The sequence below is a fragment of the Kitasatospora sp. NPDC086009 genome, from assembly GCF_044540385.1.
Taxonomy (GTDB): domain Bacteria; phylum Actinomycetota; class Actinomycetes; order Streptomycetales; family Streptomycetaceae; genus Kitasatospora.
In genome coordinates this window covers 377,978-401,266 of record NZ_JBITSA010000004.1, presented here as the reverse complement: position 1 = coordinate 401,266, position 23,289 = coordinate 377,978, and the positions used below count along the sequence as shown (strand labels likewise).

Below are 23,289 nucleotides of genomic sequence, written 5' to 3'. Positions count from 1 at the left end.
AGACTCCCTGCGTGGCGGGCGGCTTCCGCGCCGGTGAGGTCGAGGCCTCGGGTGGTCTCTCGCCGTCCCGCCCTACTCAGGATCCCCCGGGGGTGGACGCCATGGCCGCGGCAACGACGATCGTGAACGCCAAGGTGTTCGACGGCACGAGGTCGCGGGACTGGACTTCGGTCCGGTTCGCCGACGGGCTGATCACCGAGTGCTCGGCGGCCCCGGCCGCCCGGGACGGCGACGACGTGGTCGACGCGGGTGGCGCAACGGTGTTCCCCGGACTGATCGACGCGCACGTGCACCTCGTCCCCGGCGCCCTCGCACAGTCGTTGACGTTCGGCGTCACCACCGTTCTCGACATGTTCAGCAAGCCCGACCTGGTGGCGCGGGCCAAGGAGCAGGCCGGTTCCCGTCCGGACGTGGCCGATGTGCGTTCCTCGGGTGTCGGTGCCACGGCGCCCGACGGACACCCGTCGCTGATGTACGCCCCGTTCCCGACCCTGACCGCCGCCGACCAGGCCGAGCGGTTCGTCGCGGAGCGGATCGCGGCGGGTTCGGACTATCTGAAGATCATCTCCGGCACCGGCGGTCTCTGGCCGTCGTTGGACTCCGGGACCGTCACCGCGCTGGTCACCGCCGCGCATGCCCGCGGCCTGCTCGTCGTCGCCCATGTGAGCTCGGTGGCCGGTGTCGAGGAGGTGGTGGCCGCCGGTGTCGACGTGCTGGCCCACGTCCCCGTGAACGCCGAGCTGGGCGAGGCTCTGGTCGGACGCATGGCCGAGGCCGGGATCGCGGTCGGTCCGACGCTCGCCACCATCGAGAACACCCTCGGTGAACCGGGTGGCGCGGCCGTGGCGGGCGACGCGCGGCTCGCCGGGCCGCTCGGCGAAGCCTGGACACGGCGGTTGACCTCGGCCGCCCCGGACCGGCGCGGCCGGGCGATGCCGCCCTACTCCCGGGCCGAAGAGAACGTACGGCGGCTGGCCGACGCGGGGATCACGCTGCTGGCGGGCACCGACGCCCCGAACCCGGGAACCGTGTTCGGGGCGAGCCTGCACCGGGAGCTGGAGCTCCTGGTCCGGTGCGGCATCGGCCCGGCGCGGGCCCTGGCCGCCGCCACGGCCGAGCCGGCCCGGGTCTTCGGCCTCGCCGACCGGGGACGCATCGCGGCCGGGCGGCGCGCGGATCTGGTCCTGGTGTCCGGTGACCCGTTGACGGACATCACCGCGACCCGCGCGATCGAACGGATCTGGCGCGGGGGCACGGCCTGTGACCGACGCACCTTCGTCGCGAGCCCCGCCGAGGCCGAGCAGCTCGACGCCTTCGACGCCCAGGTCGCCAGGGCGGTGGCGGCCGTGCGCGAACGCCGGTCCCCCTTCACCCCGAGGAGGGCCCGCTGACCGCGAGCCGGCACCACACGCGGTACCCGGCCGCTCCGACCGGCGCAGCCTGGGCCTGGCAGGGTGTCAGCCGGGACCGCTCCCGGGCGCCGCTCTCGCGGCGGCCCTGATCTCCTCGGTCGACAGTCCGGCCTGTTCGCAGAGCGTGGCGAGGTCGAAGTAGATCCGCTCGCCCGCCATCCGACCGTCCTTGAACGGCGCGACGTTGGCGAACGGCACCACGAACGACCCGCCACCCGGCGGGACACCGAGCCAGGGGCCGCCGCTCGTGCCGCGCAGCTCGCCCCAGACGACGATCACGTCGTCGCCGAAGGTCATGCCCTGGTCGACGGGCACGATGTCGGGGAAGGCGGTGAAGAAGGCCGCGTAAGCGGCACGGGTGGCCGCCTTCCCCTCGACCCGGCGGCCGAGGGCCACCGTCTCGAAGAAGCAGTCGTCGGTGAAGGTCGCGAGCACGGCATCGAAGTCGCGCGCTCTCTCGGCTTCGCGGTGGACCTCGAAGAGGTGCAGCATCTCGTCACGTTGCATGCCAACGTTCTCCCGTCGGCCGGGCCCCGCCCAACGCAAGCGGCCCGTTCATCAGCCGTTCGGCCCCCGGCGTCACGCGACGGACCGGCGGGCGCCGCCCGAGCCCGTCGAGTTCTCCCCGGTGGACGCGGTCCGCGGCGACATCCCGCCGGACACCCGCCGGGGCCGACGTCGGGGGACGGTCCCGGCCCTGTCACACGCGCGCAGCAGGGCGTGCCCGGTCCGGGCCTGCGGGCTTTTCTCCCACGTGACGCGCGGCGGCGAACACCGGTGTCCCCGACACCGCCTCGTTCGCACTCCATGCCGGCCAGGAGATTCACCCGACCCGTCCGTCTCGGACCGGCGTGGCCACGGTGCGGTCCAGGAGTGGGAGCAGCCGGTCCCAGTGGCGCTCCAGCCCGGACGGGCTGAAGGCGTCGGTGTCGGCCATGGTGAAGCCGTGGAGGGTGCCGGGGTAGATCTCGGAGGTGTGGTCGACACCCGCGGCGTCCAGGGCCCGGTTGAGCTCGGCGAGTGCCTCGGGTGTCATGTCGCCCTCGGCATGGCCGAGGTGGACCTGGGCGGTGAGCCTGGAGAAGAGGCCGGGCCCGTCGGCGCCCACGGGGCCGTGGAACGCGGCGACGGCGGCCACCCGGCCGGGGTGGGCCGCGGCGGTGCGCATCGCCAGGAGACCGCCGATGCAGTAGCCGGTCACCGCGACCGGACCGTCGCCGACCTCGGGCCGGGCGGTCAGGAATCCGAGGTAGGCCTCGGCGTCGCTCAGGGCGCGCTCGGCGGTGTGCGCCTCGATCAAGGGCATCAGCTGGGCGAAGACCGCGGGCCGGGCCTGCGCTCCGATGTGCGCGGGAAGGTCGAGCACGGGTGTCGGGCCGTGCCGGTAGAAGACGTTGGGGACCAGCACGTAGTATCCGTGCCCGGCCAGTTCGAGGGCCAGCTCCCGCAGCACGGGCCGGATGCCGAAGCCGTCGGCGTACATCAGCACCCCGGGGTGCCGCTCGCCGTCGTCGGGGAAGGCGGCGAACGCGTCCGCCTCGCCGTCCGGGGTGGGAATCCGCAGCGTCTCGATGGGCATGAACTCTCCTGTCGTGGTTGATGTGTCGAACCCGTGGTCCACACGACAAGGGGCGGAGCCCGGGCGGCGGCGCCGGGTGCGGGCCGAGAACCCGAGCGCCGCGACGCGCCGGGCGGGCCGGTCCTCGGCCGGCCGGGCCCTCGCTCGAACAGCGGGCCCGTACCGGCCCGTTCGGCGCTCAGGAGAGCACCGGGTCGCCGATCCGTGTGTGGCGCGAGGCCGTCCCGGTAGTCATGGTCACGAAGCGTAGTCCACCGGACCGGGCCGCCGCCGGGACGGCATGCCGACTTGGCGGTTGGCAAGGATGATCTCGGCCAACGGCGCGGGGGGCGACCTGGCGGCATCCGGCCCGCCGCCGCTCGACCGGGCCGGACGGGATCCGGACACCCACCGCGATCAGGGCCGCCCGGCCCCGGCGGCGGTGCTCTCGGGTGTCCAGGTGTATTCCATCTGGCGGGCGGTGCGGCGGGCGAGCCGTTCGCCGAAGAGCCGGCCCACGAGGTGCAGGCTGGCGTCGATCCCCGCGCTGATCCCGGCGGAGGTGACGATGTCGCCGTCGTCGACCCACCGGACGTCGGTGCGCACCCGGATGCCGGGCCAACGCCGGGCCAGTTCCTCCTGGTCCTCCCAGTGGGTCGTGGCCGGGCGGCCGTCCAGCGCTCCGGTGGCGGCGAGCAGGAAGGCCCCGGTGCAGATGCTGAACGTCAGCGCGGAGGTCTCCCGGCGCCGGGCCAGCCAGTCGATCACCTCCCGGTCCGCCTCGACCGCCGTGGTGACACCGCCGGGGATCACCAGCACGTCGAAGGGCGGATCCTCGTCCAGGGTGTGATCCGCCAGGATCCCGAGCCCGCCGCGCGCACGGACCGGGCGGTCGCCGGCCGCGACCGTCACCACGCGCAGCAGGGGCCTGTCGTCGGCGGTGCGGGCCAGCCGGCCGGCGGTGCTGAAGACCTCGAAGGGGCCGCCCACGTCGAGGACCTCGACCTCGTCGAAGAGGAGCATTCCGAAGGTGAGCGGTGCGGTGCTGTCGATTGGCATGCCACCAGGTTCGGGCCTCGCGGGCCTCGCCGGGCAGTGTCGGAAATGACGCGTGCCGCTAGGATTCCGCCATGCGTAGCCACCGGATCGCCTGCCTGGCCTTCGACGGCATGGCCCCGTTCGAACTCTCCACGGTCGCCGAGGTGTTCGCGGTCCCCCGGCCGGAGCTGGCGGTGGACTGGTGGTACCGGTTCGAGCTGTGCGCCGAGACCCCCGGACCGCACCGGGTCGTCGGGGGCTTCGACATCGTGGTGCACCACGGGCTGGACCGCCTCCGGTACGCCGACACCGTCATCGTCCCGGGGGTCGCGGACGTGCGCCGTGAGGTCGCCCCGGCCGTGCTGGATGCGCTGCGGGACGCGCACGCGCGAGGAGCGCGCGTGGTGTCCATCTGCAGCGGCGCCTTCGCCCTGGCCGCCGCCGGCCTGCTGGACGGGAAGGAGGCGACCACGCACTGGCGGCACGCGCGGCTGCTCCAGGAACGTCATCCGGCGGTGGCGGTCGACGCGTCGGTGCTCTACGTCGACCACGGGTCGGTCGTCACCGCCGCCGGAACCGCCGCCGGCATCGACGTCTGCCTGCACCTCGTCCGCACCGACCACGGCGCCGACGTCGCCGCCCGGGTGGCCCGCCGCATGGTCGTGGCCGTACACCGCGAGGGCGGCCAGGCCCAGTTCGCGGAGCATCCGGTGGGCAGGGCGCCGTCCGACGATCCGGTCGACACCGCCATGCGGTTCGCGCGGGACAACCTGCACCGGCGCCTCGCCGTCGAGGAACTGGCCGGGCTCGCGCACCTGTCGGTCCGGCAGTTCGAACGCCGCTTCGTCGACGCGGCCGGTCTGCCGCCGGGGCGCTGGATCACCCGGGAGCGGATCCGGGCCGGCGCCGTCCTGCTGGAGTCCGCGGACCAGCCGATCGAGGGGGTGGCCGCCCGGGTGGGACTGACCGTCGCGGGCTTTCGCCACCACTTCCGGGAGACGATGGGCGTCAGCCCCGCCGTGTACCGGCGCCAGTTCCGGCGCTGACCGGCAGGGTCGACGCCTCCGGGCGTCACGTGGTCCTGACGGTTCCGGCCCGGCGACTCGCCGGGTGGCCGGTCCAGGTCCGGCAGCCCGGCCGCGCCGGCGAAGCGAAGTCGCCGAAGAGAGGTCGCCGGAGCGAAGTCGCCGGAGAGAGCGCGGCGAACGCCCGGGTGATCAGGCGGCCGCCGCAGGTCAGGACCGCGCGGCGGCACGCACGGAGCCGGTCAGATCTGCCGGTCCGGGTCGGAGAAGGTCAGGCCGCCGACGCCGAGCGGGCGCCGCACCGGGGCGGGCTCGTCGACGGTCTCGGTGGGCGGCTGGCGGAAGTCGGCGCCCTGCTCGACCGGCAGCGGTCGGCGGCCGCCGGACTGGGCGGGCACGGCGGAGGCATCGGCGACGGGCTCGGAGAACGCGGGCAGCCCGAGGCTGCGACGGTCAGGGGTCATGATCCCAGTCTCGCAGCAGAGCGGCGTGAACCAAAGCACGATCGACGTGACGAAGATCCGGCCCCGCCGGCGGCACGGACCTCCGGCCCGCTTCGTCGGGCCCGCTACCAGAGGGTGGCCGGTCCGGTGAGGACCCAGCCGGTGTCGGCGGGCCTGACCCAGAAGCCCAGGGCCAGCCCGATCCTCCGGCCGCGGCAGGTGAGCTCCACGTAGAGGTGGCTGCCGGTGGGCCCCCAACTGAAGTCGGCGAGGTCGAGGTCGCCCAGCCAGGACAGGTCCCGCTCCCACGCGTCGGCCGCGGGGCCGCGCCCCGCCCCGGCCTCCTCGGCGCCGGTTTCGCGAGCGCCCGCCCACAGGGACGTGAGCACGTGCCGGACCGGCGCGTGCTCGACGAGCTGTTCGGCCTCGGAGATCCTTCCGGACCGCAGCAGGCCGAAGTAGCGGCGGACGACGGCTTCGACATCGGTCTCGGCGGGGAGCTCCGTCCAGGTCTTCACCATCAGGATCGTAGACGCCCTCCGGCGCCGGTCCGCGCCGGGCGGCCGACCGGGGCACCGGCGGGCTCGTACGCGGGCCGCTGTCCCGGTCCCGGGGGGGGTGACCGGAACCCCGGCCGTCATCCGCCGTGGCCGAGCGCCGCCCCCACGTCCGCGGCCCCGCCGGGGGCCCGGCCGGCTGGGGAACTATCGGGCCGACTCGTCTAGCATCGGTGGTATGGCAGAGCGAGAATTCGCGCTCACCGCGCCGCAGCTCCTCATCGAGACCGACAGTGACTCGCAGGTGATGAGCCCGGGGCACAGCTATGCCGTCGGGCGTGACCCCACCAGCGATGTCGTGCTCACCGACCCGAGGGTGTCCTGGCACCACGCCGTCCTGCACGTCGACGACGGCCACTGGATGCTCGACGACGCCGGCTCCACCAACGGCACCTTCTGCCAGGGCCACCGCGTCCAGCACCTGGACGTCGGCCCCGGGTACATCCTGCGGTTCGGCAACGCCTCCGACGGCCCCTGTTGCACCCTGAGCGCCCTGCACAGGCCGACCGTGGTCAGGGACCCGCAACCCTCCGCGCTGACCGCCATCACCGGCCTGGACCGGCCGCCGACCAGCGTCCGCCGGCTGCCCGCCAAGGTGATCCGGATCGGCCGGGCGCCCGACAACGACCTGGTGCTCGGTGACCTGTCCGTCTCCCGGCACCACGCCGAACTGCGCGCCCATTCCGACGGCCGGTACGAGATCGCCGACCTGGACAGCCACAACGGCACCTACCTCAACGGCCTGCCGATCCGGCAGGCCCTGGTCGGTCCCGCCGACATCGTCGGCATCGGCCATTCCGCCTTCTGCCTGGTCGGCGACCAGTTGCAGGAGTTCGTCGACACCGGCGACATCGACCTCGACGTCGAAGGCCTCACCGTCGAGGTGGGCGACGGCCGCGTCCTGCTCGACAAGGTCTCCTTCCCGGTCGGCCAGCACTGCCTGCTCGCCGTCGCCGGTCCGAGCGGCGCCGGCAAGTCCACCCTGCTCAACGCGCTCACCGGCCTGCGTCCCGCCGACCGCGGCACCGTGCGCTACGACGGCCGCGACCTGTACCACGACTACGCGGAACTTCGGCACCGCATCGGCCTCGTGCCGCAGGACGACATCCTGCACACCCAGCTGACCGTCCGCCGGGCCCTCGGCTACGCCGGTGAGCTGCGCTTCCCCGGCGACACCGCCCCCGCCGAACGCTCCGCCCGGGTCGAGGAGGTGATCACCGAACTCGGTCTGACCAAACGCGCCGACCAGGTGATCTCCACCCTCTCCGGCGGCCAGCGCAAACGGGTCAGCGTCGCCCTCGAACTGCTCACCAAGCCGTCCCTGCTCTTCCTCGACGAGCCCACCAGCGGCCTCGACCCGGGCATGGACCGTTCGGTGATGCAGATGCTGCGCGGCCTGGCCGACGACGGGCACACCATCGTCGTGGTCACCCACAGCGTGCTCAGCCTCGACCTGTGCGACCGCCTGCTGCTGCTCGCCCCCGGCGGGCGCCTCGCCTGGTACGGGCCGCCCGGCGAGACCCTCGACCACTTCGGGTTCAAACACTGGTCCGAGGCCTTCGAGGCGTTCGAGAACGAGACCGACCGCGACTGGGCGGGCCAGTACCGCGCCTCGCCGCCGTACAAGCGCTACATCGCGGGCGCGACCGCACGACCGCCCCAGCCCGGGCAGCCCGGACAGGCCGGGCAGCCCGGCGGCGCCGCTCCGGCGGCCGCCGTGGTGCCGCCCCTGCCCAAGCCCAAGCCGCGCGGCTGGAGCAAGCAGGTCTCCACCCTGGTACGGCGGTACGCCACCGCGCTCTCCGCCGACCGCACCTTCCTCGCCGTCATGATCGCTCTGCCGTTCGTCATGGGCGCCCTGACCCGGGCCCTGGCCGGCAGCCGCCTCGACGACTCCACCGCCCTCAACACCCTGCTCATCCTCTGCGTCAGCGGCGTACTGATCGGCGCCGCCAACGCGGTGCGCGAACTGGTCAAGGAACGCAGTATCTACCAACGCGAGAGAGCCGTCGGCCTGTCCAGATCCGCGTACCTCTGCTCGAAGATCGTGGTGCTCGGAACCATCACCGTCGTCCAGTCGGTGGTCCTCACCATGGTCGCCCTGGCGGGGGTGCAGCTCGGACCACCGGGCACCGAGGGCGTCCTGCTGCCCCCGCTGCTCGAAATCACCCTCGCCGTCGCCCTGCTCTCGGTGACCGCGATGATGCTGGGCCTGGTGATCTCGGCGCTGGTGAAGAAGGAGGAGGTGACCATGCCGCTGCTGGTGCTGGTCGCCATCGTCCAGGTCGTCTTCTGCGGCGCGCTGCTCCAGCTGAACGGCGCGCCGGTGCTCAACCAGCTCTCCTGGCTGGTCCCCTCCCGCTGGGCCTTCGCCGCGATGGCCGCCACCCTCGACCTCGGCGCGGCCTTCCCGGCCACCTTCAGCGACGACCCGCTCTTCACCCACTCCGTCGGCACCCTGCTGCTCGACCTGGGCATGATGGTCGTCCTCTCGGTGCTCTGCGGGGTGCTGGTCAGCCGACTGCTGCGCCGCCACGAACCCGCCATCATGCGCGGGTAGCGAAAGCCGCGCCGGGCGCCGTGCCGCCCACGACGAGGGCCGTCCCCGCTGCCCGGCGGGGACGACCTGCGGACCGCCGACTCCACTGGACACCACGGAACAGTTCGGGATACATGGTGGCCGGTACCTATTCCGAGCGAACATTCCCTATGTATCCGGCCCACGAAAGGGTGGGGGCGGCCGGGTCCCGCAGCCGGCGCGGTGGCCGGGCGGGCCGTTCTCGTCGGGCCACCTGCGGTGACCTCCCCGGCGAGGTGGCAGGATGCGTGGCATGGACATTCGCCGCAGGAACAACGTGAGATTCGCCGGCCCCGCCGACGGGCCGGCGGTCGTGCTGGCGCACGGGTTCGGCTGCGACCAGAACATGTGGCGCCTGATCGTGCCGGCCCTGGCAGAGCGGTACCGGGTGGTGCTGTTCGACTACGTCGGCTCCGGTGAGTCCGACCTCTCGACCTGGAGCGAGGAGCGGTACTCCTCGCTCCGGGGCTACGCGCAGGACGTGGTGGAGGTGTGCGAGGAGCTGGACCTGCACGACGCGGTCTTCGTCGGGCACTCGGTCAGCGCGATGGTGGGGGTCCTGGCCGCCCAGGCGGCGCCGCAGCGGATCGGCGCGCTGGTGATGGTGGCCCCCTCACCGTGCTACATCGACGGGGAGGACTACCGGGGCGGCTTCAGCACGGAGGACATCGAGGAACTGCTGACCTCCCTGGAGTCGAACTACCTGGGCTGGTCCTCCGCCATGGCACCGGTGATCATGGGAAACCCGGAGCGGCCGGAGCTGGGGCAGGAGCTGACGAACAGCTTCTGCGCCACGGACCCGGACATCGCCCGGGTCTTCGCCCGGACCACCTTCCTCACCGACAGCCGCGGGGACCTCGCGAGCGTCCGGGTGCCGACCCTGGTCCTGGAGTGCTCCCAGGACGTGATCGCCCCACGCGAGGTCGGCGCGTACGTGCGGTCCGCGATCCCCTCCTCCCGCCTGGTCACCCTGGACGCCACCGGACACTGCCCGCAGCTGAGCGCGCCCGAGGCCACCGCCGAAGCGATCCTGGCCTTCCTGGAGGAGCGCCGGTGATGACCCGCCCCGGTGACGGACCGGAGCGGGCGGGAGCCGGCGATCAGGCCGCGACGACGGCCGCGTTCAGCGCTCTCCTGGAGGACAGCGCCGAGGACCTGTACGAGTCCGCGCCCTGCGGCTACCTGTCGACGCTGATGGACGGCACCATCGCCAAGATCAACACCACCCTGCTCGACTGGCTCGGCCTCGAACGCGCGGAGGTGGTGGGCCGGATGCGCTTCGCCGACCTCCTGACCGTCGGCGGAAAGCTGTACCACGAGACGCACTTCGCGCCGCTGCTGCAGATGCAGGGCGAACTGCACGGCATCGCGCTGGAGATGAGGACCGCGGCCAGGGGCCGCCTGCCGGTGCTGGTGTCCTCCGTGGTCAAGCGCGGCACCGGCGGGAAGCCGCTGCTGATCCGCAGCACCGTCTTCGACGCGTCCGACCGCCGCGCCTACGAGGCCGAACTCCTGCACCGCCGCCAGGACGCCGAGCGGGCCCGCGCCGAGGCGGAGCGGGCCCGGGCGGAGGCCGAGCGGGCCCGCGCCGAGGCGGAACGGGCCCAGGCGGAGGCCGAGCGGGCCGGCGCCGAGGCCGAGCGCGCACGGGCGCAGGCCGAAGCCGCCCTGCGGCAGGCCGAGGCCGACCGGCAGCGGTTGGCCGAGGCCCTCACCGTCCTGCAGAAGTCCCTCGTCCCCTCGTCATTGCCCGCCGTACCGGGGCTGGAGGCCGCCGCCTACTACCACACCGCCTCCCCCGACCGGCTCGGCGGCGACTTCTACGACCTGTTCCCCCTCGACGACGGCCGCTGGGCGTTCTTCCTCGGTGACGTGTGCGGCAAGGGGCCCCAGGCCGCCTCCCTCACCTCGCTCACCCGCTACACCCTGCGCGCCGCGGCCCTGCACGACCCCGAACCCGTCATGGCACTGACCACCCTCAACGCCGTCCTGCACGAGCACTACGCCGCCGCGGGCGACCCGCGCTACTGCACCGCCGTCTTCGGCGTCGTCGAACCCGCCGACGACGACGGCCGCGTCGGCGTGCGCATCGCCTCCGGCGGCCACCCCCCTGCCCTCGTCCTGCGCGCCGACGGCAGCACCGAGTACCTCCCCACCCCGGGCGGCCTGCTCATCGGTATCCTGCCCGACGCCCCGTTCACCACCGCCCGCACCACCCTGGCGCCCGGCGAGACGATCCTCCTCTACACCGACGGCCTCACCGAGGCCCGCACCGGCCCGACCCGGGAAAGCCTCTTCGGCGACGACGCCCTGCTCGCGTTCGCCGCCGACCACGCCCCCGCCCCACCCGACGAGACGATCAGCGCCCTCACCGCACTGCTGAAGAGCTTCGGCGACGGCCTGGACGACGACACCGCTCTGCTCGCCCTCGGCGTCCCCGCCACCGACTCCCCCATCCGCCCGACGACGAACCCACGGCGATGAACCCACTGAACATCACCCACCGCGACGCGCCCACCGGCCCCGCTCTGCAGGTCGTCGGCGACCTCGACTACGAACACGCTCCCACCCTGCGCGCACGCGTGGAGTACCTCGCGCTGCGCCCCGGCCAGTGCCTGGTCATCGACCTGTCCGGCGTGGAGTTCTGCGACTCCAGCGGCATCACCGCCCTTCTCGCCGCCCGCCGCCACACCCAGGCCGCCGGTGCCGAGCTGACCCTGACCGCGGTGCCCGAGAACACCCTGCGCATCCTCGCGATCACGGGCCTCACCCAGATCTTCACCATCGTGTGAGGACGGGGCACCGGGCGGGCGCGGCCGACCGCCCCGGGGCCGACGACAGGCTCCGGAGCGAGCGGCTGTCAGGCGGAACCACCCCGGCGGGAGGGCCTGGCATGCCTCGGCCTGCGGATCCGGTCGTCCCGGACCACCGCCGCCCGTGGCCGCCGGTGGTGGTGCGCCGGGGACGGAGCCGTGGCGGCCAGGATCGCCGCCAGCACCAGCGGGCCGAGCAACAGCACGAGGTTCACGGTCATGTGCGCCTCCCAGGGGTTCCGGAACGGACACCGGCCGTCTGCCCCACACCTCCGGGCCCATGCCAGCCGGCTCAGACTCCCCGCTGCCGTCCGTGCGCGGCGCGCCGGGCCGCCGTCACTGCTGGAACGGACTCGGCTCCCAGGCGTGCCCGCCGATCGGGTAGACGAACAGCGGCCGGCCCTTCACCGCGCTGGTGCGAAACGGCGTGCCGTGGCCCAGGTCGACCGGGACCGTCCCCTTCCGGTCGCCGCTCGACCACTCCAGTTCGAGGTACCAGCTCACCTCGTGCGAGGTGGTCTCGGCGGAGACCTCGATGACCTCCGGGTCGTTCTCGCTCACCTTGACCGGCAGACCGGTGCTGCCCTCGGTCACCACCGCCCGCGGGCGGGCCGCGTCCAGATCGAGGTCGTAGGAGTGGACGTCGACTCCGCTGCCGCAGCCCTCGCCCATGGAGTAGGCGTTCCAGGCGAGGGGAGGCCCGATCCGGACGACCCGGACGTTGAGCTTCGAGAGCACCACGGTGTCCTTGCCGGTGCCCTGCACGACGACCTCGATCGACTGGTAGTGACCGGGAACCGCGCCGACCTGGGAGACCCAGCCCGCCACGTCCGGCAGCTCGGGCGGGCGGGGGACCTCGGACGGCGGGCGGTCCACCACGTACTGGTCGCAGGCGCTGTCCCAGCCGGACGGCCGGACCGAGACCGTGAACGGGGGGCTCGTGTCCGCCCCGCCGGTCGGCCCCGGCGAGCCCGGACCCGCTCCGGCGGACGGGGAGGCAGGGGCGGAGGCGGAGGCGGAGACCGGGGCCGGGGCGGAGACCGGGGCCGAGGCGGAGACCGGGGCCGAGGCGGACGGCGAGTCGTCAGCGCTCGGGGCCGGGGAGCCCGCGGACGACTCCAGCCCCGTGGCGACGGCCCCGACGGCGGCCAGCACCGCGGTGACCGTCACCGCGGCCAGGATTCCCCGCCGGCGGACCCGCCTGAGCCGCTGCGCGGCCCCGGGAACCGGGTCCGGTCCGACGCGGTCGGCGACCACCGGCCCCACCTCGACGGCACCTCCCGGGTCCGGAGCCTCCGGCGTCACCGAGACCATCGGAGCCTCCGGCGTCGCGGAGATCACCGGTGCCACCGGAGCGACCGAGGTCGCCGCTTCCGTCCGAGTCCCCGCCGGATCGGCCGGTCCGGACCCCGGTGACGTCCTGCTCCCGCGCGCCGCGTGGACGATGACCCACAGTCGGTACAGCTCGACGAGTTCCTCCGGCGTCGCCCTGCACAGCCGCGCGAGGAGGTCCAGCGGGGCGAACTCCGTCGGCACCACGTCGCCGGTGCAGTAACGGTGGAGCGTCGAGGTGCTCAGATGCAGCCTCTTCGCCAGCGCCCCGTAGCTGAGCCCCGAGCGGCTCTTCAGCTCCCCGAGCAGCCGGGCGAGCTCGTCCCGCTCCCCCATCTCCCCCAACCCCTCCGCCACCGTTCCTCCGCCCCGCTCTTCCCTGTCCGCAGTGCTCGCGCCGTACGGTCTCCGGCCGCTTCCGGCGGTCGGACTCGGCGCTGTGGCGCCCCGCCGCGGCCGGATCACCGTGAAGCGATCTTCGGAAGAGAAGCACGCCGCTCACCGTCCCACGGTTCCCGAGGCCGGTCTCGCCGTTGCGCCGTCCCGTGGACGCGTCCCAGGAAGGTTACGTCCTCCCAGCTCAAAGCCGGTAAAGCCGTCCCCGCGTCCCAGATCGCCCGGCTGCCGTTGCGGCTGGGACGAAGCGGCCGAGAAGCTTCCGGCGAACACCGAAGAGGAGCACAAGTGAGCACTGTTCAGGCACCCCGGACCGCGATACGCCCCGGCGACCGTTTCAACCGCGGCGCGGTGGCGCTGACGATGGGCGGCATCCTGCTGCTGACCGCGGCCTGCGGCGACGACGGGGGCAAGGGCGACGAGGCCCCCCGGGCAGCGGGCACCGCCGCCGCCGACGGGCCGGCGGCCACGGCCACGGCCCTGCCCAAGACCTCGGCCGCCGTGCTGGACGTCGCGCCGAAGGACGGCGCCCGGGGCGTCGCACCGGACGCGCTCCAGGTGTCCGTCTCCCACGGCAGGCTCATCAGCGTCGACGTGACCGACAAGAACGGCACGCCCGTCCCCGGCTCGATCAGTGCGGACGGCACCGGCTGGAAGCCCGCCGCCGCACTCGCCCCCGGCACCGCGTACACGGTGAACGCCCAGGCACTGGACGCCGACGGCCTCGCGGCCGCCTCCACGAGCACCTTCACCACCCGCACGCCCGACAAGCAGGTCTCCACCAACGACAACATCGCCGACGGCCAGACCTACGGCGTGGGCATGATCGTCAAGGTGGAGTTCAGCAAGAAGATCACGAACAAGGACGCCGTCGCCAAGGGCATCACCTTCGAGACCGACAACGGCACCGAGGTGAAGGGGCACTGGTTCGGCGACGACCGGCTGGACTTCCGCCCCGCCGACTACTGGAAGCCCGGTACCAAGGTGACGATCCACTACCGGCTGAAGAACGTCGAGGTCTCGCCCGGCGTCTACGGCGACGTGGACAAGGACGAACCGTTCACCGTCGGCCGCTCCCAGGTCTCCACGGCCGACTCGGCCGCCCACACATTGACGACCGTCCGGGACGGCAGGAGCACCACCGTGCCCGCCACGCTCGGCGACGACAAGCACCCCTCGTGGGGCGGCACCATGGTGATCATGTCCAAGGAGAAGGTCACCCACATGAACTCCCGGACGGTCGGCCTCGGCGACGAGTACGACATCCCCGCCGCCCCGCACGCGATGCGGCTCACCAGCAGCGGCACCTACCTCCACGGCAACTACTGGTACAAGGGCGACCCGTTCGGCAAGGCGAACACCAGCCACGGCTGCGTCTCGCTCAAGGACGTGGAGGGCGGCAGCGACACCTCCGTCGCGGGGGCGTTCTTCAACAACTCCCTGATCGGCGACGTGGTCACGGTCGTGAACACCAAGGAGAAGACCGTGGCGCCCGACAACGGACTGGGCGGCTGGAACCTCCCCTGGGCGAAATGGTAAACCCCGGCGGCCGTTTCATCCCCCCAGGGAAATGCGTGCGCTCTCGTCACACCCAGGGCCGCGGGCACCGCCCCGGGTGTGACGCCCTCCTCCGGTGCGGAGCGAGCGCCACACCCGGGCCCGGTCAGCCCGGGAGGGTGGCGCGCAGGCGCTTCCTGTCCGGCTTGCCCACGGGGGTGAGCGGGATCTCGGGCACCAGGTGCAGGGCCTCCGGGGCGTAGATGCGGCCCTGGCGGGCGGTGACGAAGGCCCGGATCTCGTCCAGCTCCGGGCGGTGTCCCGGGGCGGGGACGACCACGGCGTGGACGTGTTCGGCCTGCTGGGCGTCGCGCAGGCCGAGGACGACGCACTCGGCGACGGCCGGGTGGGTGAGGAGCAGGTCCTCCAGCTCGGAGGGGTAGACGTGCCCGCCGACCACGATGATCTTGTCGGTGAGGCGGTCGGCCAGGTAGAGGAAGCCGTCCTGGTCGAGGTGGCCGATGTCGCCGGTGTTCAGCCAGCCCTCGCGCAGCACCTCGGCGGTGAGGTCGGGCCGCTTCCAGTACCCCGCCATGAGGGTGCGCGAGCGGACGTGGATCTCGCCCAGCTCACCGGCCGGCAGCTCGGTGCCGTCGCCGGAGCGGATCGCCACCTCGACGCCCGGGAGGGGGCGGCCGACGGAGAGCCGGCCGCCGTGCCCGACCCGGTCGTGCTCGTGCGGGCCGAGGGCGGCGATGTTCTGCGCCTCCGACATCCCGTAGCCGCTCGCCAGGATCGGCCCGAACACCTTGATCGCCTCGCGGACCCGGGTCGGTGAGGCGACGCAGCCGCCGTACAGGATCCGCTCCAGGCTGGACAGGTCGGTGCCGGTGATCGCCGGGTGGTCCAGCAGCCGGTAGAGCAGCGGAGGCAGGACCCACAGATCGGTGATGCGTTCGCGCTCGACGGCGGCCAGCACCTCCCCGGGGTCGAAGGAGCGCTGCAGGAACACCGAACCGCCGTGGTACAGCGTCAGATCGGCCAGCACGCCCGCGAGATGGGCCAGCGAGGTGGCCGCCAGGAGGCGGCGCTTGTCACCCTGCGGGCCGAACGGGACGTCGAAGACCCTGCGGTAGGGGCCGTGCAGACTGAGGATGCCCTTCGGGATGCCCGTGGTACCACCGGTGTGCCGGATGCCCAGGTCGTCGTCCGGGCCGACCCGCACGGCCGGGGGCTCGGCGGGCCGGCGGGCGGCGGCGGCGATCACGTCCTCACCGATCACGTCCCCCCCGACCGCCCCCGGGCCGGGGCCCAGGGTCAGCACGGTCGGTACGTCGACCAGGGCGAGCAACTCAGGTGCGGTCGCGTACCGTTCGGCATCCACGAGGAGGACGGCGGTGTCGACGCTCGTGACGATCTCGGCGAGCACCGGGGCGCTCATGCCGTCGTACAGGTTGACCAGCCGGGCGCCGGCGAGTCCGGCGGCGTAACGGGCGCTGAGCGCCTCGGGTGTGTTGCCGGTGAGCAGCGAGACGGTAGAGCCCCGGATGACGCCCCGGGCGAGGAGTTCCTGGGCCAGGCGGTAGGTGGCGTCGACCAGTTCGCCCGCGGTGACCGTGGCACCGTCGGCGGTGGTGACGGCCGGCCGATCGGGGTCGCGGGCGAGGGACCGGAGGATCAGCGCGGGGGCGCTGACGAACTCCGCGTCGTACATGGCCACTTCTTCTTTGTAGTTTGCAACCATATCGACAGGCTAACCCCAACCCGGCTGCCGCGATGCCGATTCGGGGACGGGGCGCACACCGGCCGGGCTCCACTCCGGCCGGGCGAACCCGTCCCATCCGCCGGACAAGTGTTGGGCAAGGCGCGGTAAAGGCTGTGCGCAGCTCCTTGAGGGATCCGACGGCCCGTCAGTAACGTCATGGCCACTTCAGCAGATGGTGGGTCCGCCGACATCCCGCACGCATGTCACGGCCCCGACGGTGAGAGGCGCTCCCTCAGACTCAGGGCACCCCGGCCCAGTACAGCGCGCCGCACCAGCCGGCCCGCGGCCGACCGCCGGGGCGGGCCCGCACATGCCGAGTACCGTCAGCACGGGCCCGAGCCCGTACCGGCGCGCACCCCCGCCGGCACCGGCCGCGCCCTCGCCCCACGGAGGGTCGACCTTTGCGCCACCACTCCCCCCGCAGCCCGCGTCCGTCGCGGCCGCGCGGACTCCTCGCCGTCCTGTCCGCGCTCGCCGTGGCGGCCACCGGCCTGCTCGCCGTCGCCCCACCCGGCGCAGCGGCCGCCACCTCCGACGCGTCCGGATCGCCCTCCTCCGGGTGGACGGCCACCGGCACCGGCGACAGCTGTACCGGCATCCAGCTGCTCGGCAATCCCGGCTTCGAGACCGGCAGTACCGCGCCCTGGACCACGACCGCCGGCGTCATCGACAATGCCGGTCGGGAGCCCGCCCACAGCGGCGGCTGGAAGGCCTGGCTCGGCGGCTACGGCTCGTCCCACACCGACACGCTGTCCCAGTCGGTCGCCCTCGCGGCCGGCTGCCGTGCCACCCTCGCCTTCTACCTGCACATCGGCACCGCCGAGTCCGGGGCGACCGCGTACGACAGGCTGACGGTGTCGGCCGACGGCACCACGCTGGCCGCCTTCAGCAACCTCGACGCCGCTCCCGGCTACACCCTGCGCGGTTACGACCTGTCCGCGTTCGCCGGTCGGACCGTGACGATCACGTTCACCGGTACCGAGGACCCTTCGCTCCAGACCACCTTCACCGTGGACGACACCCTCGTCCGCACCTCCTGACAGCCGCCGGGTGGGCTGCGGCGCCCGGTCGCGGCCCAGCCGACCGTCCGCGCCCGGCGCGGCGGGCGGGCCGCGGGACTCGGCCGGGCCGCGCTCTCACCTGCCGTATTCGCTCCATCACCCTCGGCGGCGGCTTGCTTCATGAGTCGAATGATCGACTGAGAAGATGCTGCGGAATCCTTCGGAATCAGCGAGCTCTGGCGTACCTTCAAGGAAGCAGAGGCCAATCGAACAGTTTGTTCGTCCACTTGTTGAACTCAAGGCCGAGGCGGTCAGAGGAGGGTTCCATGGTCAGCAGTACCGGCGACGGCCCGGTCCGCGGCGGGAGGCCCACGGCGAGGTCCGGCCGGACGACGGGGCGGATGTGGATCCGCACGTACCGGGTGGACGCCGACGGGCGACCGCTGGACGCCGTCGAGCGGCGGGAGGAGTACGCGCCCGTGGCCCCGGTGCCGCTCGCCAAGAGCACCTGGCCGCCCTGCGCGTGCCCCCGGCACAGCGCTTCGCGGTCCGCCTAGCTCCCCGGGGCCGCCGGCGACGCCGGCGACGGCCGCCGGGCAGGCCGGCGACCGCCGCTCACGAGGTGCGCCCACAGCGGCAGGCCTCCGGCCCTGTGTCGGGTTCCGCGAGATCCCTTTCCGGCTCGGGCGCGGCTCAGTACTCGTTCTTGATGACGAAGTACGATCCGCGGATCGTCCCGGCGAGCTTCGACTTCTGGCGGGCGAACTTGAACCGCTGGGCGAGCTCCTCCGGAACGTCCATCCCGTCCGAGAGCTTGAACCCGACCGCTCGCTTCCTGGCGTCGTCGACGGTGTACATCACGTTGACCGACAGTCCGCTCTCGTAGAAGACGTAGGCCATCCGGATGTCCTCGACCTGGAAGGACGTGGCCTCCAGGGGCCTGGACGCGATGACGATCTCGCGTTCCTCCCGCAGGATCCGGTGCACCCAGTCGACGACCTCCGCGGCCTGGTCCGCGGGTTCCACGGTGAAGACGTGGTCGTACTTGTTCTTGAAGTAGCGGGCCTCGTTCGCCCGCAGGCCGGCGAGTGCGTCCGCGACGGGCGACGACTCCAGACCGACGGTCGATACGGTGCCGAAGTCCACGGCGTAGGTCATGGCGGATTCCTTCCCAGGGCACGGGCGGACGGCAGGGGCTTGGGGCAGTCCGCGCGAAGGGCGAGGTCACGCCCCCGAAGCGGCGCGGAACGGCTCGACCGGCGGGCGTGCCGTGCACTGGTTTCGCGCGCGGCTCCGGCGACGGAGGCGGGTCCTCGGCGGGCGCCGTCCGTGGCTCCGCCCCGCACCGCTTCACCGGCGCCGATCGTACTGGTCCGGAATGCTGCGGCCCCGGAGCGACCGACCGGCGTGTCCAGCGTGCGGCTAAGCACCGTTGATGCCGATGCCGCCGGAGTCGCGGGCCGGGATCCGCCCCGGGCCGCCGGGCGCCGAAGCGGACCGTGCGCCGACGACGGCCCCCGGCGCGGGGAGCAGGACGCCGGCCGGATCGTGGCGGGGCGGTGTCGAACTCGGTCGGCCGACGGGGTTTGCCCGACGTGATCGGGGTCAGAAGAGCGTCAGGGCGTCGCGCCTCCCGACCGGGCCATCCCCCCGGGTCGGTCGGGGTCAGCGCGCGACGCCCGTGCGGTTCCCAGGACCGTCGCCATCCCCCCGGTGGCGGCCCTGGGTCCGCCCTGCCCGGCTGACATGCGCCGGGCGTGGCCGGGGCGGCACAGCCCCCCCGGCCACCGATCGCCGACGCGGACGGCCGACGGCCTCTCAGGTGGCAGTGGGGTTCCCGGGTGGGCCCAAGGTCCGGCGGACGGCGTCGCGCAGCCAGTGGTGGGCCCGGTCGGCCGCGTGGCGCGGGTGCCACGCCATGCCGATCGTCACGGGCGGCAGTGCCAGCGGGATGTCCAGCAGGCGCAGTCCGAGGGCGAGCGCGTCGTCGGTGAGGGGCGAGGGCGCGGCACCGGGGAGTGCGGCCGGTACGAGGCAGACGACGTCACTGCGGGCGGCGAGGGTCATGGCGGCCAGGTGGCTGGGGAGGACGACGCCGACCCGCCGCTGGAGGTCCTGCTCGGCGAGGGCGGTGTCGAGGGGGCCGGTGAACCGGCCCCGGCGGCTGACCGCGACGTGCGGGGCGGCGGCGAGCCGAGCCGCGGTCAGGGGTCCTTCGGTCAGCGGATGGCCGGGCCGGACGGCCGCGACCATTCGCAGGCCCACCAGTTCCTCGACCCTGGTCTCGGGGTCCACATGGTCGATGGACCCCACCTCCAGGTCGATCCGGCCGTCGCGAAGGGCCGGGCCGGCCTCCAACTCCTCGGCCAGGAGCCGGAACGAGACTCCCGGCGCCTCCCGCTCGGCCAGGCGCAGCAGCCCGGGGGCCAGGGCCGCGCCGACCAGGTCGGCCGCCTGGAGGGTGAAGGTGGTGCGCAGGGTGGCGGGGTCGACGCCGGTCCCGGGGCTGAGCAGGACTCCGAGGCGCTGCACCACGGCCGCGGCCTCCTCGCGCAGGGCCTGGGCGCGCGGGGTGGGGACCATGGTCTGGCCGGCCCGGACCAGCAGCGGATCCTGCAGCGTGCGGCGCAGACGGGCCAGCGTGCGGCTCATGGCGGCGGGCGAGGTGTGCAGCCGGGCGGCGGCGCGGGTCACGCTGTGCTCGGCCAGCAGGGCGTCCAACGCGACGGCGAGATTGGCGTCGAGGACCGGATCCGGGCTGCTCACCAGCATCATTCCATTTCAGTCAATGATTGCGTGCCGAAGTTCCCATTGTGGCAGCACTGGAGTCCTCAGCAGGATGGGGGCCTACCGACCGGCACGAACCACGAGGTTTTTCATGATCGTCATTACCGCTCCCACCGGCAACATCGGCCGTCCGCTGCTGGCCCGGCTCCTGGAGTCCGCCCCCGCCGCGGGCGAGGAACTGCGCGTCGTGGTGCGCGACCCCGCCCGGCTTCCGGACGCGGCGCGCGGACGCGTGGAGGTGATCGCCGGCTCGCACGGGGACGCCGAGGTCGTCGACCGGGCCTTCCGGGGCGCGGACGCCGTCTTCTGGCTCGCCCCGCCGGACGCCTCCCTGACCCCGTACGACGCCTACAGCGGCTTCAGCGGACCCGCCGTGCGGGCGCTCGCCGAGCACGGCGTCGGCCATGTGGTGGGCGTCTCGGCGCTCGGCCGCGGCACCCCGCTCGCCGACCGGGCCGGCCTGGTCACCGCCTCGCTCGCGCTGGACGACCTCATCGCCCACAGCGGTGTCGCCTACCGGGCCCTGGCCAACCCGTCCTTCTTCGAGAACCTGCTGGAGGAGGCCGACTCGATCCGCGAGACCGGCGTCTTCACCGACGTCGTCGACGCCGACCGCAAGGCCCCGTTGGTCGCCGCCGCCGACATCGCGGCCGTCGCCGCCGGTCTGCTGCTGGACCGCTCGTGGACCGGCAACGGCAGCGTGCCCGTCCTCGGGCCGCAGGACCTGTCCCCCAACGACCTGGCCCGCATCATGACCGAGCAGTTCGGCCGCCCGGTCCGCTACGAGCGCCAGGCCTTCGACGACCTGTACACCACCCTCGTCCACTACGGCCTCAACGAGGCGTTCGTCCGGGGCATCGTCGACATGAAGCGGGCCAAGGACCAGGGCCTGGACGCCGGTGTCGTCCGTACTCCGGACACCGCCTCCCCCACCGGCTTCGAGCAGTGGTGCGCCCGGACCCTCAAGCCCGCCGTCCTCTCCTGAGGCCCCGCCGGCCTCTCCCGAGACCCCACCGTCCGCCGCCGGGACACCCGGTGGCGCGACGTACCGAGACCACCTGCCGCTCTGGAGGCACCCCGATGTCCGCTGAAGTCACCGAACCGCCGGTCACGGCGTTCATGCTCGTCAAGACCACCCCCGAGTGGCTCGCGCTGACCGTCCCGCAACGCGTCGAGGCCTTCACCACCCAGGTCCTGCCCGCGATCGAGGCCAGGACCACCGGTGTCCGGTCGCGCTTCTACGACACGGAGTTCTACTCCGCGCGCGTCACCGACGTCTGGGTGTGGGAGGCCGACAGCCACCACGCCTACCAGCTGCTCATCGACGCACTGCGTGAAACCCCGTTCTGGGACCGCTACTTCGAGGTCGTCGACCTTCTCGTCGGCACCGAGAACGGCTACGCCCGCACCTACGGCCTGGAGCCCGTCGCCACCATCGCCACCTGACGGACCGGCCCCCTCGCGCCGCCCTCCGGCCATCACCGGCCGTCACCGGCCGGAGGGCGGCGCGGCCGCGTCCCCGGGCCTGAGGCCGCTACCCACACACCCGCCCCGGCCCACGCCCCCGACAGGGGTGTGGGCCGGGGCGCGGTCACCGCGGCCGGGCGCCGACCCGGGACGAGCCGCCCACCGGGCGGCGGCGCCACCGGGCCGCGACAGCGAGCGGATCACGCGCCCGCGCGGCCCGCCACGGGTGTCAGGTACGACGGACGGCCCGGCGGCCGGCGCCGACGCTCGTACGGCGACGCCGGGGGGTGAGCGCGTGGGTGAGCGTCAGCACGAGGACGGCGGCCTCGCAGACGAGCGCGGCCGGCCCGAACCGGCCCTGCCACTCGATGATGCCGACCGCCACCCGCACGGGGACCATGGTGTCGAACAGCAGGTAGCCGGCGAACGCGGCCGCGGCCGGCACGACGCCGGCGATCCACGTCCACGGCGTGCCGCGCACGCCGAGCGGGACGGCGAGGAGCAGGCACAGGGCGCTGAGGCCGGCGACCACCGAGACGTCCGGGTTCTGGCCCCAGAGGGCGGCCACCAGCGGCACATGGAGTGCACCCGTCATCACCAGGGCCGCGGCGGCGGGCCACCGGAGCGGCGGGCGCTCCTCGCGGGGCCGTGCCCTCGACAGCACCCGCGCCGGCGGCAGAGCGGCGGCGTCGGGCACGGCCTGCTCCGTGGCGGCCGCCAGGGGTTCCGTGTCGTCACCGCTCGTCGAGGGCCCGGCCGGCCGGTCCGCGACCGGGGCGGGCCGGAGCAGCTGGACGAGGTGGGCGACATCGGCCACCGGGCGCAGCGACGCGGCCGCGTGCAGGGCCGCCTGGATGCCGCTGTCGGCTTCGGCCGCGAGCAGGGCGGTGAGGTGGGCGACGTCGCCCGTGGGTCTGGTGAGGACGGCGGCGCGCAGGATCTGGTCGGCGCCGGTGCTGTCGCGGGGTCTCAGGAGGATCAGGAGGCGGACCAGGTCCTCGACCGGGCGGGCGGCGACCGCTCCGTGGAGGACCGGGGCCAGGGTCGGTGTGTGGGCCGGGTTCAGGTGGCAGAGCAGATCGGCGACTTCCTCCACCGGGCGGCTGGCCGCGGCGCTCATCATCGCCGCCGCGAGGTCGCCGCCGAGCGGGACGGGGGACGGCTGGTTCACCCGCAGGGGAACGGGGGTGAGGTCGGGGGCTGCGGTGTCGGGTACGGAACCCGACCCCGAGACAGGCAGGGTTATGGTCAGGGGGCGGGACATCGAGGTCTCCTGGATCGGGGGAACGGGCCGGCGCCGGGCCGGGCCGGCGAAGGAAGCAAACGGATCTGCCCGGTTCAAGCCTGGCCCGCGTTACGCCGACTGCCACTCCAGGCGATCATTCGGGCGACGCCCGAGCCGCACCGGTGCGGCGGGCCGGCGTTCCCCTCCCCGGTGAGCTGTCCCAGCACGGCCGCCTGCCGCGGCGACCACCCTTTCGGGGAGGACCTTGGTCCGGACACACGGCGGCGGGGGGGCCCCCCCCCGGGGGCGCCCCCCCCCCCGGCCCCCGCGGGGGGGGGGGCGCGGCCACCGCGCTACCCGCGGCCGGCCGCCCCCGCGCCAGGACCCACACGGCC

22 protein-coding genes are annotated in these 23,289 nt (G+C 73.7%); 11 read left to right on the top strand and 11 right to left on the bottom strand.

Annotated elements, in window-relative coordinates:
- Positions 1–101 precede the first annotated feature (101 nt).
- Positions 102–1,391 (top strand): amidohydrolase family protein, encoded by a 1,290-nt coding sequence (locus ACIF6L_RS13695; protein ID WP_396489022.1) that lies wholly within the window; start codon positions 102–104, stop codon positions 1,389–1,391.
- Positions 1,392–1,457: 66 nt separating this feature from the next.
- Here the strand turns inward: ACIF6L_RS13695 and ACIF6L_RS13690 are convergent, their stop codons facing one another.
- The 3 genes from ACIF6L_RS13690 to ACIF6L_RS13680 all read right to left on the bottom strand — a co-directional run bounded on the left by ACIF6L_RS13690 (position 1,458) and on the right by ACIF6L_RS13680 (position 4,029).
- Positions 1,458–1,919, bottom strand: coding sequence for an ester cyclase (locus ACIF6L_RS13690; RefSeq protein WP_329485222.1), 462 nt, complete (start codon positions 1,917–1,919; stop codon positions 1,458–1,460).
- A 316-nt stretch (positions 1,920–2,235) separates the two neighbouring features.
- The gene (locus ACIF6L_RS13685) at positions 2,236–2,991 is read right to left on the bottom strand and encodes a dienelactone hydrolase family protein (protein ID WP_396489025.1); all 756 of its coding nucleotides are present in this window, start codon (positions 2,989–2,991) and stop codon (positions 2,236–2,238) included.
- 396 nt (positions 2,992–3,387) lie between these two features.
- Complete coding sequence (locus ACIF6L_RS13680) at positions 3,388–4,029, bottom strand: DJ-1/PfpI family protein (protein ID WP_396489026.1); 642 nt, start codon at positions 4,027–4,029, stop codon at positions 3,388–3,390.
- A 71-nt stretch (positions 4,030–4,100) separates the two neighbouring features.
- Between ACIF6L_RS13680 and ACIF6L_RS13675 the strand changes: the two genes are divergently transcribed.
- On the top strand, positions 4,101–5,054 hold the full coding sequence (locus ACIF6L_RS13675) for a DJ-1/PfpI family protein (protein WP_396489027.1): 954 nt from the start codon (positions 4,101–4,103) through the stop codon (positions 5,052–5,054).
- A 221-nt stretch (positions 5,055–5,275) separates the two neighbouring features.
- Here ACIF6L_RS13675 and ACIF6L_RS13670 read toward each other — a convergent pair whose 3' ends face one another.
- Both ACIF6L_RS13670 and ACIF6L_RS13665 read right to left on the bottom strand, forming a co-directional pair.
- On the bottom strand, positions 5,276–5,497 hold the full coding sequence (locus ACIF6L_RS13670) for a hypothetical protein (protein WP_359806770.1): 222 nt from the start codon (positions 5,495–5,497) through the stop codon (positions 5,276–5,278).
- A 104-nt stretch (positions 5,498–5,601) separates the two neighbouring features.
- Positions 5,602–5,994 (bottom strand): hypothetical protein, encoded by a 393-nt coding sequence (locus ACIF6L_RS13665; RefSeq protein WP_396489029.1) that lies wholly within the window; start codon positions 5,992–5,994, stop codon positions 5,602–5,604.
- Between the two features lie 217 nt (positions 5,995–6,211).
- Between ACIF6L_RS13665 and ACIF6L_RS13660 the strand changes: the two genes are divergently transcribed.
- The 4 genes from ACIF6L_RS13660 to ACIF6L_RS13645 all read left to right on the top strand — a co-directional run bounded on the left by ACIF6L_RS13660 (position 6,212) and on the right by ACIF6L_RS13645 (position 11,403).
- A complete protein-coding gene (locus ACIF6L_RS13660; RefSeq protein WP_396489030.1) occupies positions 6,212–8,593 on the top strand; it encodes an FHA domain-containing protein in 2,382 nt (793 codons plus the stop codon).
- A gap of 271 nt (positions 8,594–8,864) precedes the next feature.
- The gene (locus tag ACIF6L_RS13655) at positions 8,865–9,668 is read left to right on the top strand and encodes an alpha/beta fold hydrolase (protein ID WP_396489032.1); all 804 of its coding nucleotides are present in this window, start codon (positions 8,865–8,867) and stop codon (positions 9,666–9,668) included.
- Positions 9,668–11,095, top strand: a complete 1,428-nt coding sequence (locus ACIF6L_RS13650) for a PP2C family protein-serine/threonine phosphatase (protein WP_396489034.1) — start codon at positions 9,668–9,670, stop codon at positions 11,093–11,095. Before ACIF6L_RS13655 ends, ACIF6L_RS13650 begins: the two co-directional genes overlap by 1 nt.
- A complete protein-coding gene (locus ACIF6L_RS13645) occupies positions 11,092–11,403 on the top strand; it encodes an STAS domain-containing protein (protein WP_329485233.1) in 312 nt (103 codons plus the stop codon). Before ACIF6L_RS13650 ends, ACIF6L_RS13645 begins: the two co-directional genes overlap by 4 nt.
- Positions 11,404–11,471: 68 nt before the next feature.
- Here ACIF6L_RS13645 and ACIF6L_RS13640 read toward each other — a convergent pair whose 3' ends face one another.
- Together ACIF6L_RS13640 and ACIF6L_RS13635 are read right to left on the bottom strand one after the other, a co-directional pair.
- Positions 11,472–11,645 (bottom strand): hypothetical protein, encoded by a 174-nt coding sequence (locus ACIF6L_RS13640; protein WP_329485234.1) that lies wholly within the window; start codon positions 11,643–11,645, stop codon positions 11,472–11,474.
- Between the two features lie 115 nt (positions 11,646–11,760).
- Positions 11,761–13,092 (bottom strand): helix-turn-helix domain-containing protein, encoded by a 1,332-nt coding sequence (locus ACIF6L_RS13635; protein WP_396489036.1) that lies wholly within the window; start codon positions 13,090–13,092, stop codon positions 11,761–11,763.
- A gap of 348 nt (positions 13,093–13,440) precedes the next feature.
- On the opposite strand from ACIF6L_RS13635, the gene ACIF6L_RS13630 reads away from it, so the two are divergent.
- The gene (locus tag ACIF6L_RS13630) at positions 13,441–14,691 is read left to right on the top strand and encodes an Ig-like domain-containing protein (protein ID WP_396489038.1); all 1,251 of its coding nucleotides are present in this window, start codon (positions 13,441–13,443) and stop codon (positions 14,689–14,691) included.
- 124 nt (positions 14,692–14,815) lie between these two features.
- Here the strand turns inward: ACIF6L_RS13630 and ACIF6L_RS13625 are convergent, their stop codons facing one another.
- The gene (locus ACIF6L_RS13625; protein WP_396489040.1) at positions 14,816–16,393 is read right to left on the bottom strand and encodes an AMP-binding protein; all 1,578 of its coding nucleotides are present in this window, start codon (positions 16,391–16,393) and stop codon (positions 14,816–14,818) included.
- Between the two features lie 422 nt (positions 16,394–16,815).
- On the opposite strand from ACIF6L_RS13625, the gene ACIF6L_RS13620 reads away from it, so the two are divergent.
- Both ACIF6L_RS13620 and ACIF6L_RS13615 read left to right on the top strand, forming a co-directional pair.
- Positions 16,816–17,454 carry a hypothetical protein gene (locus ACIF6L_RS13620; RefSeq protein WP_396489042.1) on the top strand — a complete coding sequence of 213 codons (639 nt, stop codon included), beginning with the start codon at positions 16,816–16,818 and terminating at the stop codon, positions 17,452–17,454.
- Between the two features lie 287 nt (positions 17,455–17,741).
- Complete coding sequence (locus ACIF6L_RS13615; RefSeq protein WP_329485239.1) at positions 17,742–17,972, top strand: hypothetical protein; 231 nt, start codon at positions 17,742–17,744, stop codon at positions 17,970–17,972.
- 136 nt (positions 17,973–18,108) lie between these two features.
- Here ACIF6L_RS13615 and ACIF6L_RS13610 read toward each other — a convergent pair whose 3' ends face one another.
- Positions 18,109–18,573, bottom strand: coding sequence for a phage tail protein (locus ACIF6L_RS13610; RefSeq protein ID WP_352298337.1), 465 nt, complete (start codon positions 18,571–18,573; stop codon positions 18,109–18,111).
- Positions 18,574–19,233: 660 nt separating this feature from the next.
- Positions 19,234–20,190 carry a LysR family transcriptional regulator gene (locus ACIF6L_RS13605; protein WP_396489044.1) on the bottom strand — a complete coding sequence of 319 codons (957 nt, stop codon included), beginning with the start codon at positions 20,188–20,190 and terminating at the stop codon, positions 19,234–19,236.
- A gap of 103 nt (positions 20,191–20,293) precedes the next feature.
- Between ACIF6L_RS13605 and ACIF6L_RS13600 the strand changes: the two genes are divergently transcribed.
- The gene (locus tag ACIF6L_RS13600) at positions 20,294–21,187 is read left to right on the top strand and encodes an NAD(P)H-binding protein (protein ID WP_396489046.1); all 894 of its coding nucleotides are present in this window, start codon (positions 20,294–20,296) and stop codon (positions 21,185–21,187) included.
- Positions 21,188–21,282: 95 nt separating this feature from the next.
- On the top strand, positions 21,283–21,648 hold the full coding sequence (locus tag ACIF6L_RS13595) for a darcynin family protein (RefSeq protein ID WP_329485244.1): 366 nt from the start codon (positions 21,283–21,285) through the stop codon (positions 21,646–21,648).
- 250 nt (positions 21,649–21,898) lie between these two features.
- On the opposite strand, the gene ACIF6L_RS13590 is transcribed toward ACIF6L_RS13595, so the two are convergent.
- Complete coding sequence (locus tag ACIF6L_RS13590; protein WP_396489048.1) at positions 21,899–22,933, bottom strand: hypothetical protein; 1,035 nt, start codon at positions 22,931–22,933, stop codon at positions 21,899–21,901.
- Positions 22,934–23,289: the final 356 nt, after the last annotated feature.

Excerpts from the sequence above, each read along its gene's own strand:
- ACIF6L_RS13695 (WP_396489022.1), top strand. The coding sequence starts at position 102 with ATGGCCGCGGCAACGACGATCGTGAACGCCAAGGTGTTCGACGGCACG.
- ACIF6L_RS13690 (WP_329485222.1), bottom strand. The coding sequence starts at position 1,919 with ATGCAACGTGACGAGATGCTGCACCTCTTCGAGGTCCACCGCGAAGCC.
- ACIF6L_RS13685 (WP_396489025.1), bottom strand. The coding sequence starts at position 2,991 with ATGCCCATCGAGACGCTGCGGATTCCCACCCCGGACGGCGAGGCGGAC.
- ACIF6L_RS13680 (WP_396489026.1), bottom strand. The coding sequence starts at position 4,029 with ATGCCAATCGACAGCACCGCACCGCTCACCTTCGGAATGCTCCTCTTC.
- ACIF6L_RS13675 (WP_396489027.1), top strand. The coding sequence starts at position 4,101 with ATGCGTAGCCACCGGATCGCCTGCCTGGCCTTCGACGGCATGGCCCCG.
- ACIF6L_RS13670 (WP_359806770.1), bottom strand. The coding sequence starts at position 5,497 with ATGACCCCTGACCGTCGCAGCCTCGGGCTGCCCGCGTTCTCCGAGCCC.
- ACIF6L_RS13660 (WP_396489030.1), top strand. The coding sequence starts at position 6,212 with ATGGCAGAGCGAGAATTCGCGCTCACCGCGCCGCAGCTCCTCATCGAG.
- ACIF6L_RS13655 (WP_396489032.1), top strand. The coding sequence starts at position 8,865 with ATGGACATTCGCCGCAGGAACAACGTGAGATTCGCCGGCCCCGCCGAC.
- ACIF6L_RS13650 (WP_396489034.1), top strand. The coding sequence starts at position 9,668 with ATGACCCGCCCCGGTGACGGACCGGAGCGGGCGGGAGCCGGCGATCAG.
- ACIF6L_RS13645 (WP_329485233.1), top strand. The coding sequence starts at position 11,092 with ATGAACCCACTGAACATCACCCACCGCGACGCGCCCACCGGCCCCGCT.
- ACIF6L_RS13640 (WP_329485234.1), bottom strand. The coding sequence starts at position 11,645 with ATGACCGTGAACCTCGTGCTGTTGCTCGGCCCGCTGGTGCTGGCGGCG.
- ACIF6L_RS13635 (WP_396489036.1), bottom strand. The coding sequence starts at position 13,092 with ATGGGGGAGCGGGACGAGCTCGCCCGGCTGCTCGGGGAGCTGAAGAGC.
- ACIF6L_RS13625 (WP_396489040.1), bottom strand. The coding sequence starts at position 16,393 with ATGGTTGCAAACTACAAAGAAGAAGTGGCCATGTACGACGCGGAGTTC.
- ACIF6L_RS13615 (WP_329485239.1), top strand. The coding sequence starts at position 17,742 with ATGGTCAGCAGTACCGGCGACGGCCCGGTCCGCGGCGGGAGGCCCACG.
- ACIF6L_RS13610 (WP_352298337.1), bottom strand. The coding sequence starts at position 18,573 with ATGACCTACGCCGTGGACTTCGGCACCGTATCGACCGTCGGTCTGGAG.
- ACIF6L_RS13605 (WP_396489044.1), bottom strand. The coding sequence starts at position 20,190 with ATGATGCTGGTGAGCAGCCCGGATCCGGTCCTCGACGCCAATCTCGCC.
- ACIF6L_RS13600 (WP_396489046.1), top strand. The coding sequence starts at position 20,294 with ATGATCGTCATTACCGCTCCCACCGGCAACATCGGCCGTCCGCTGCTG.
- ACIF6L_RS13595 (WP_329485244.1), top strand. The coding sequence starts at position 21,283 with ATGTCCGCTGAAGTCACCGAACCGCCGGTCACGGCGTTCATGCTCGTC.
- ACIF6L_RS13590 (WP_396489048.1), bottom strand. The coding sequence starts at position 22,933 with ATGTCCCGCCCCCTGACCATAACCCTGCCTGTCTCGGGGTCGGGTTCC.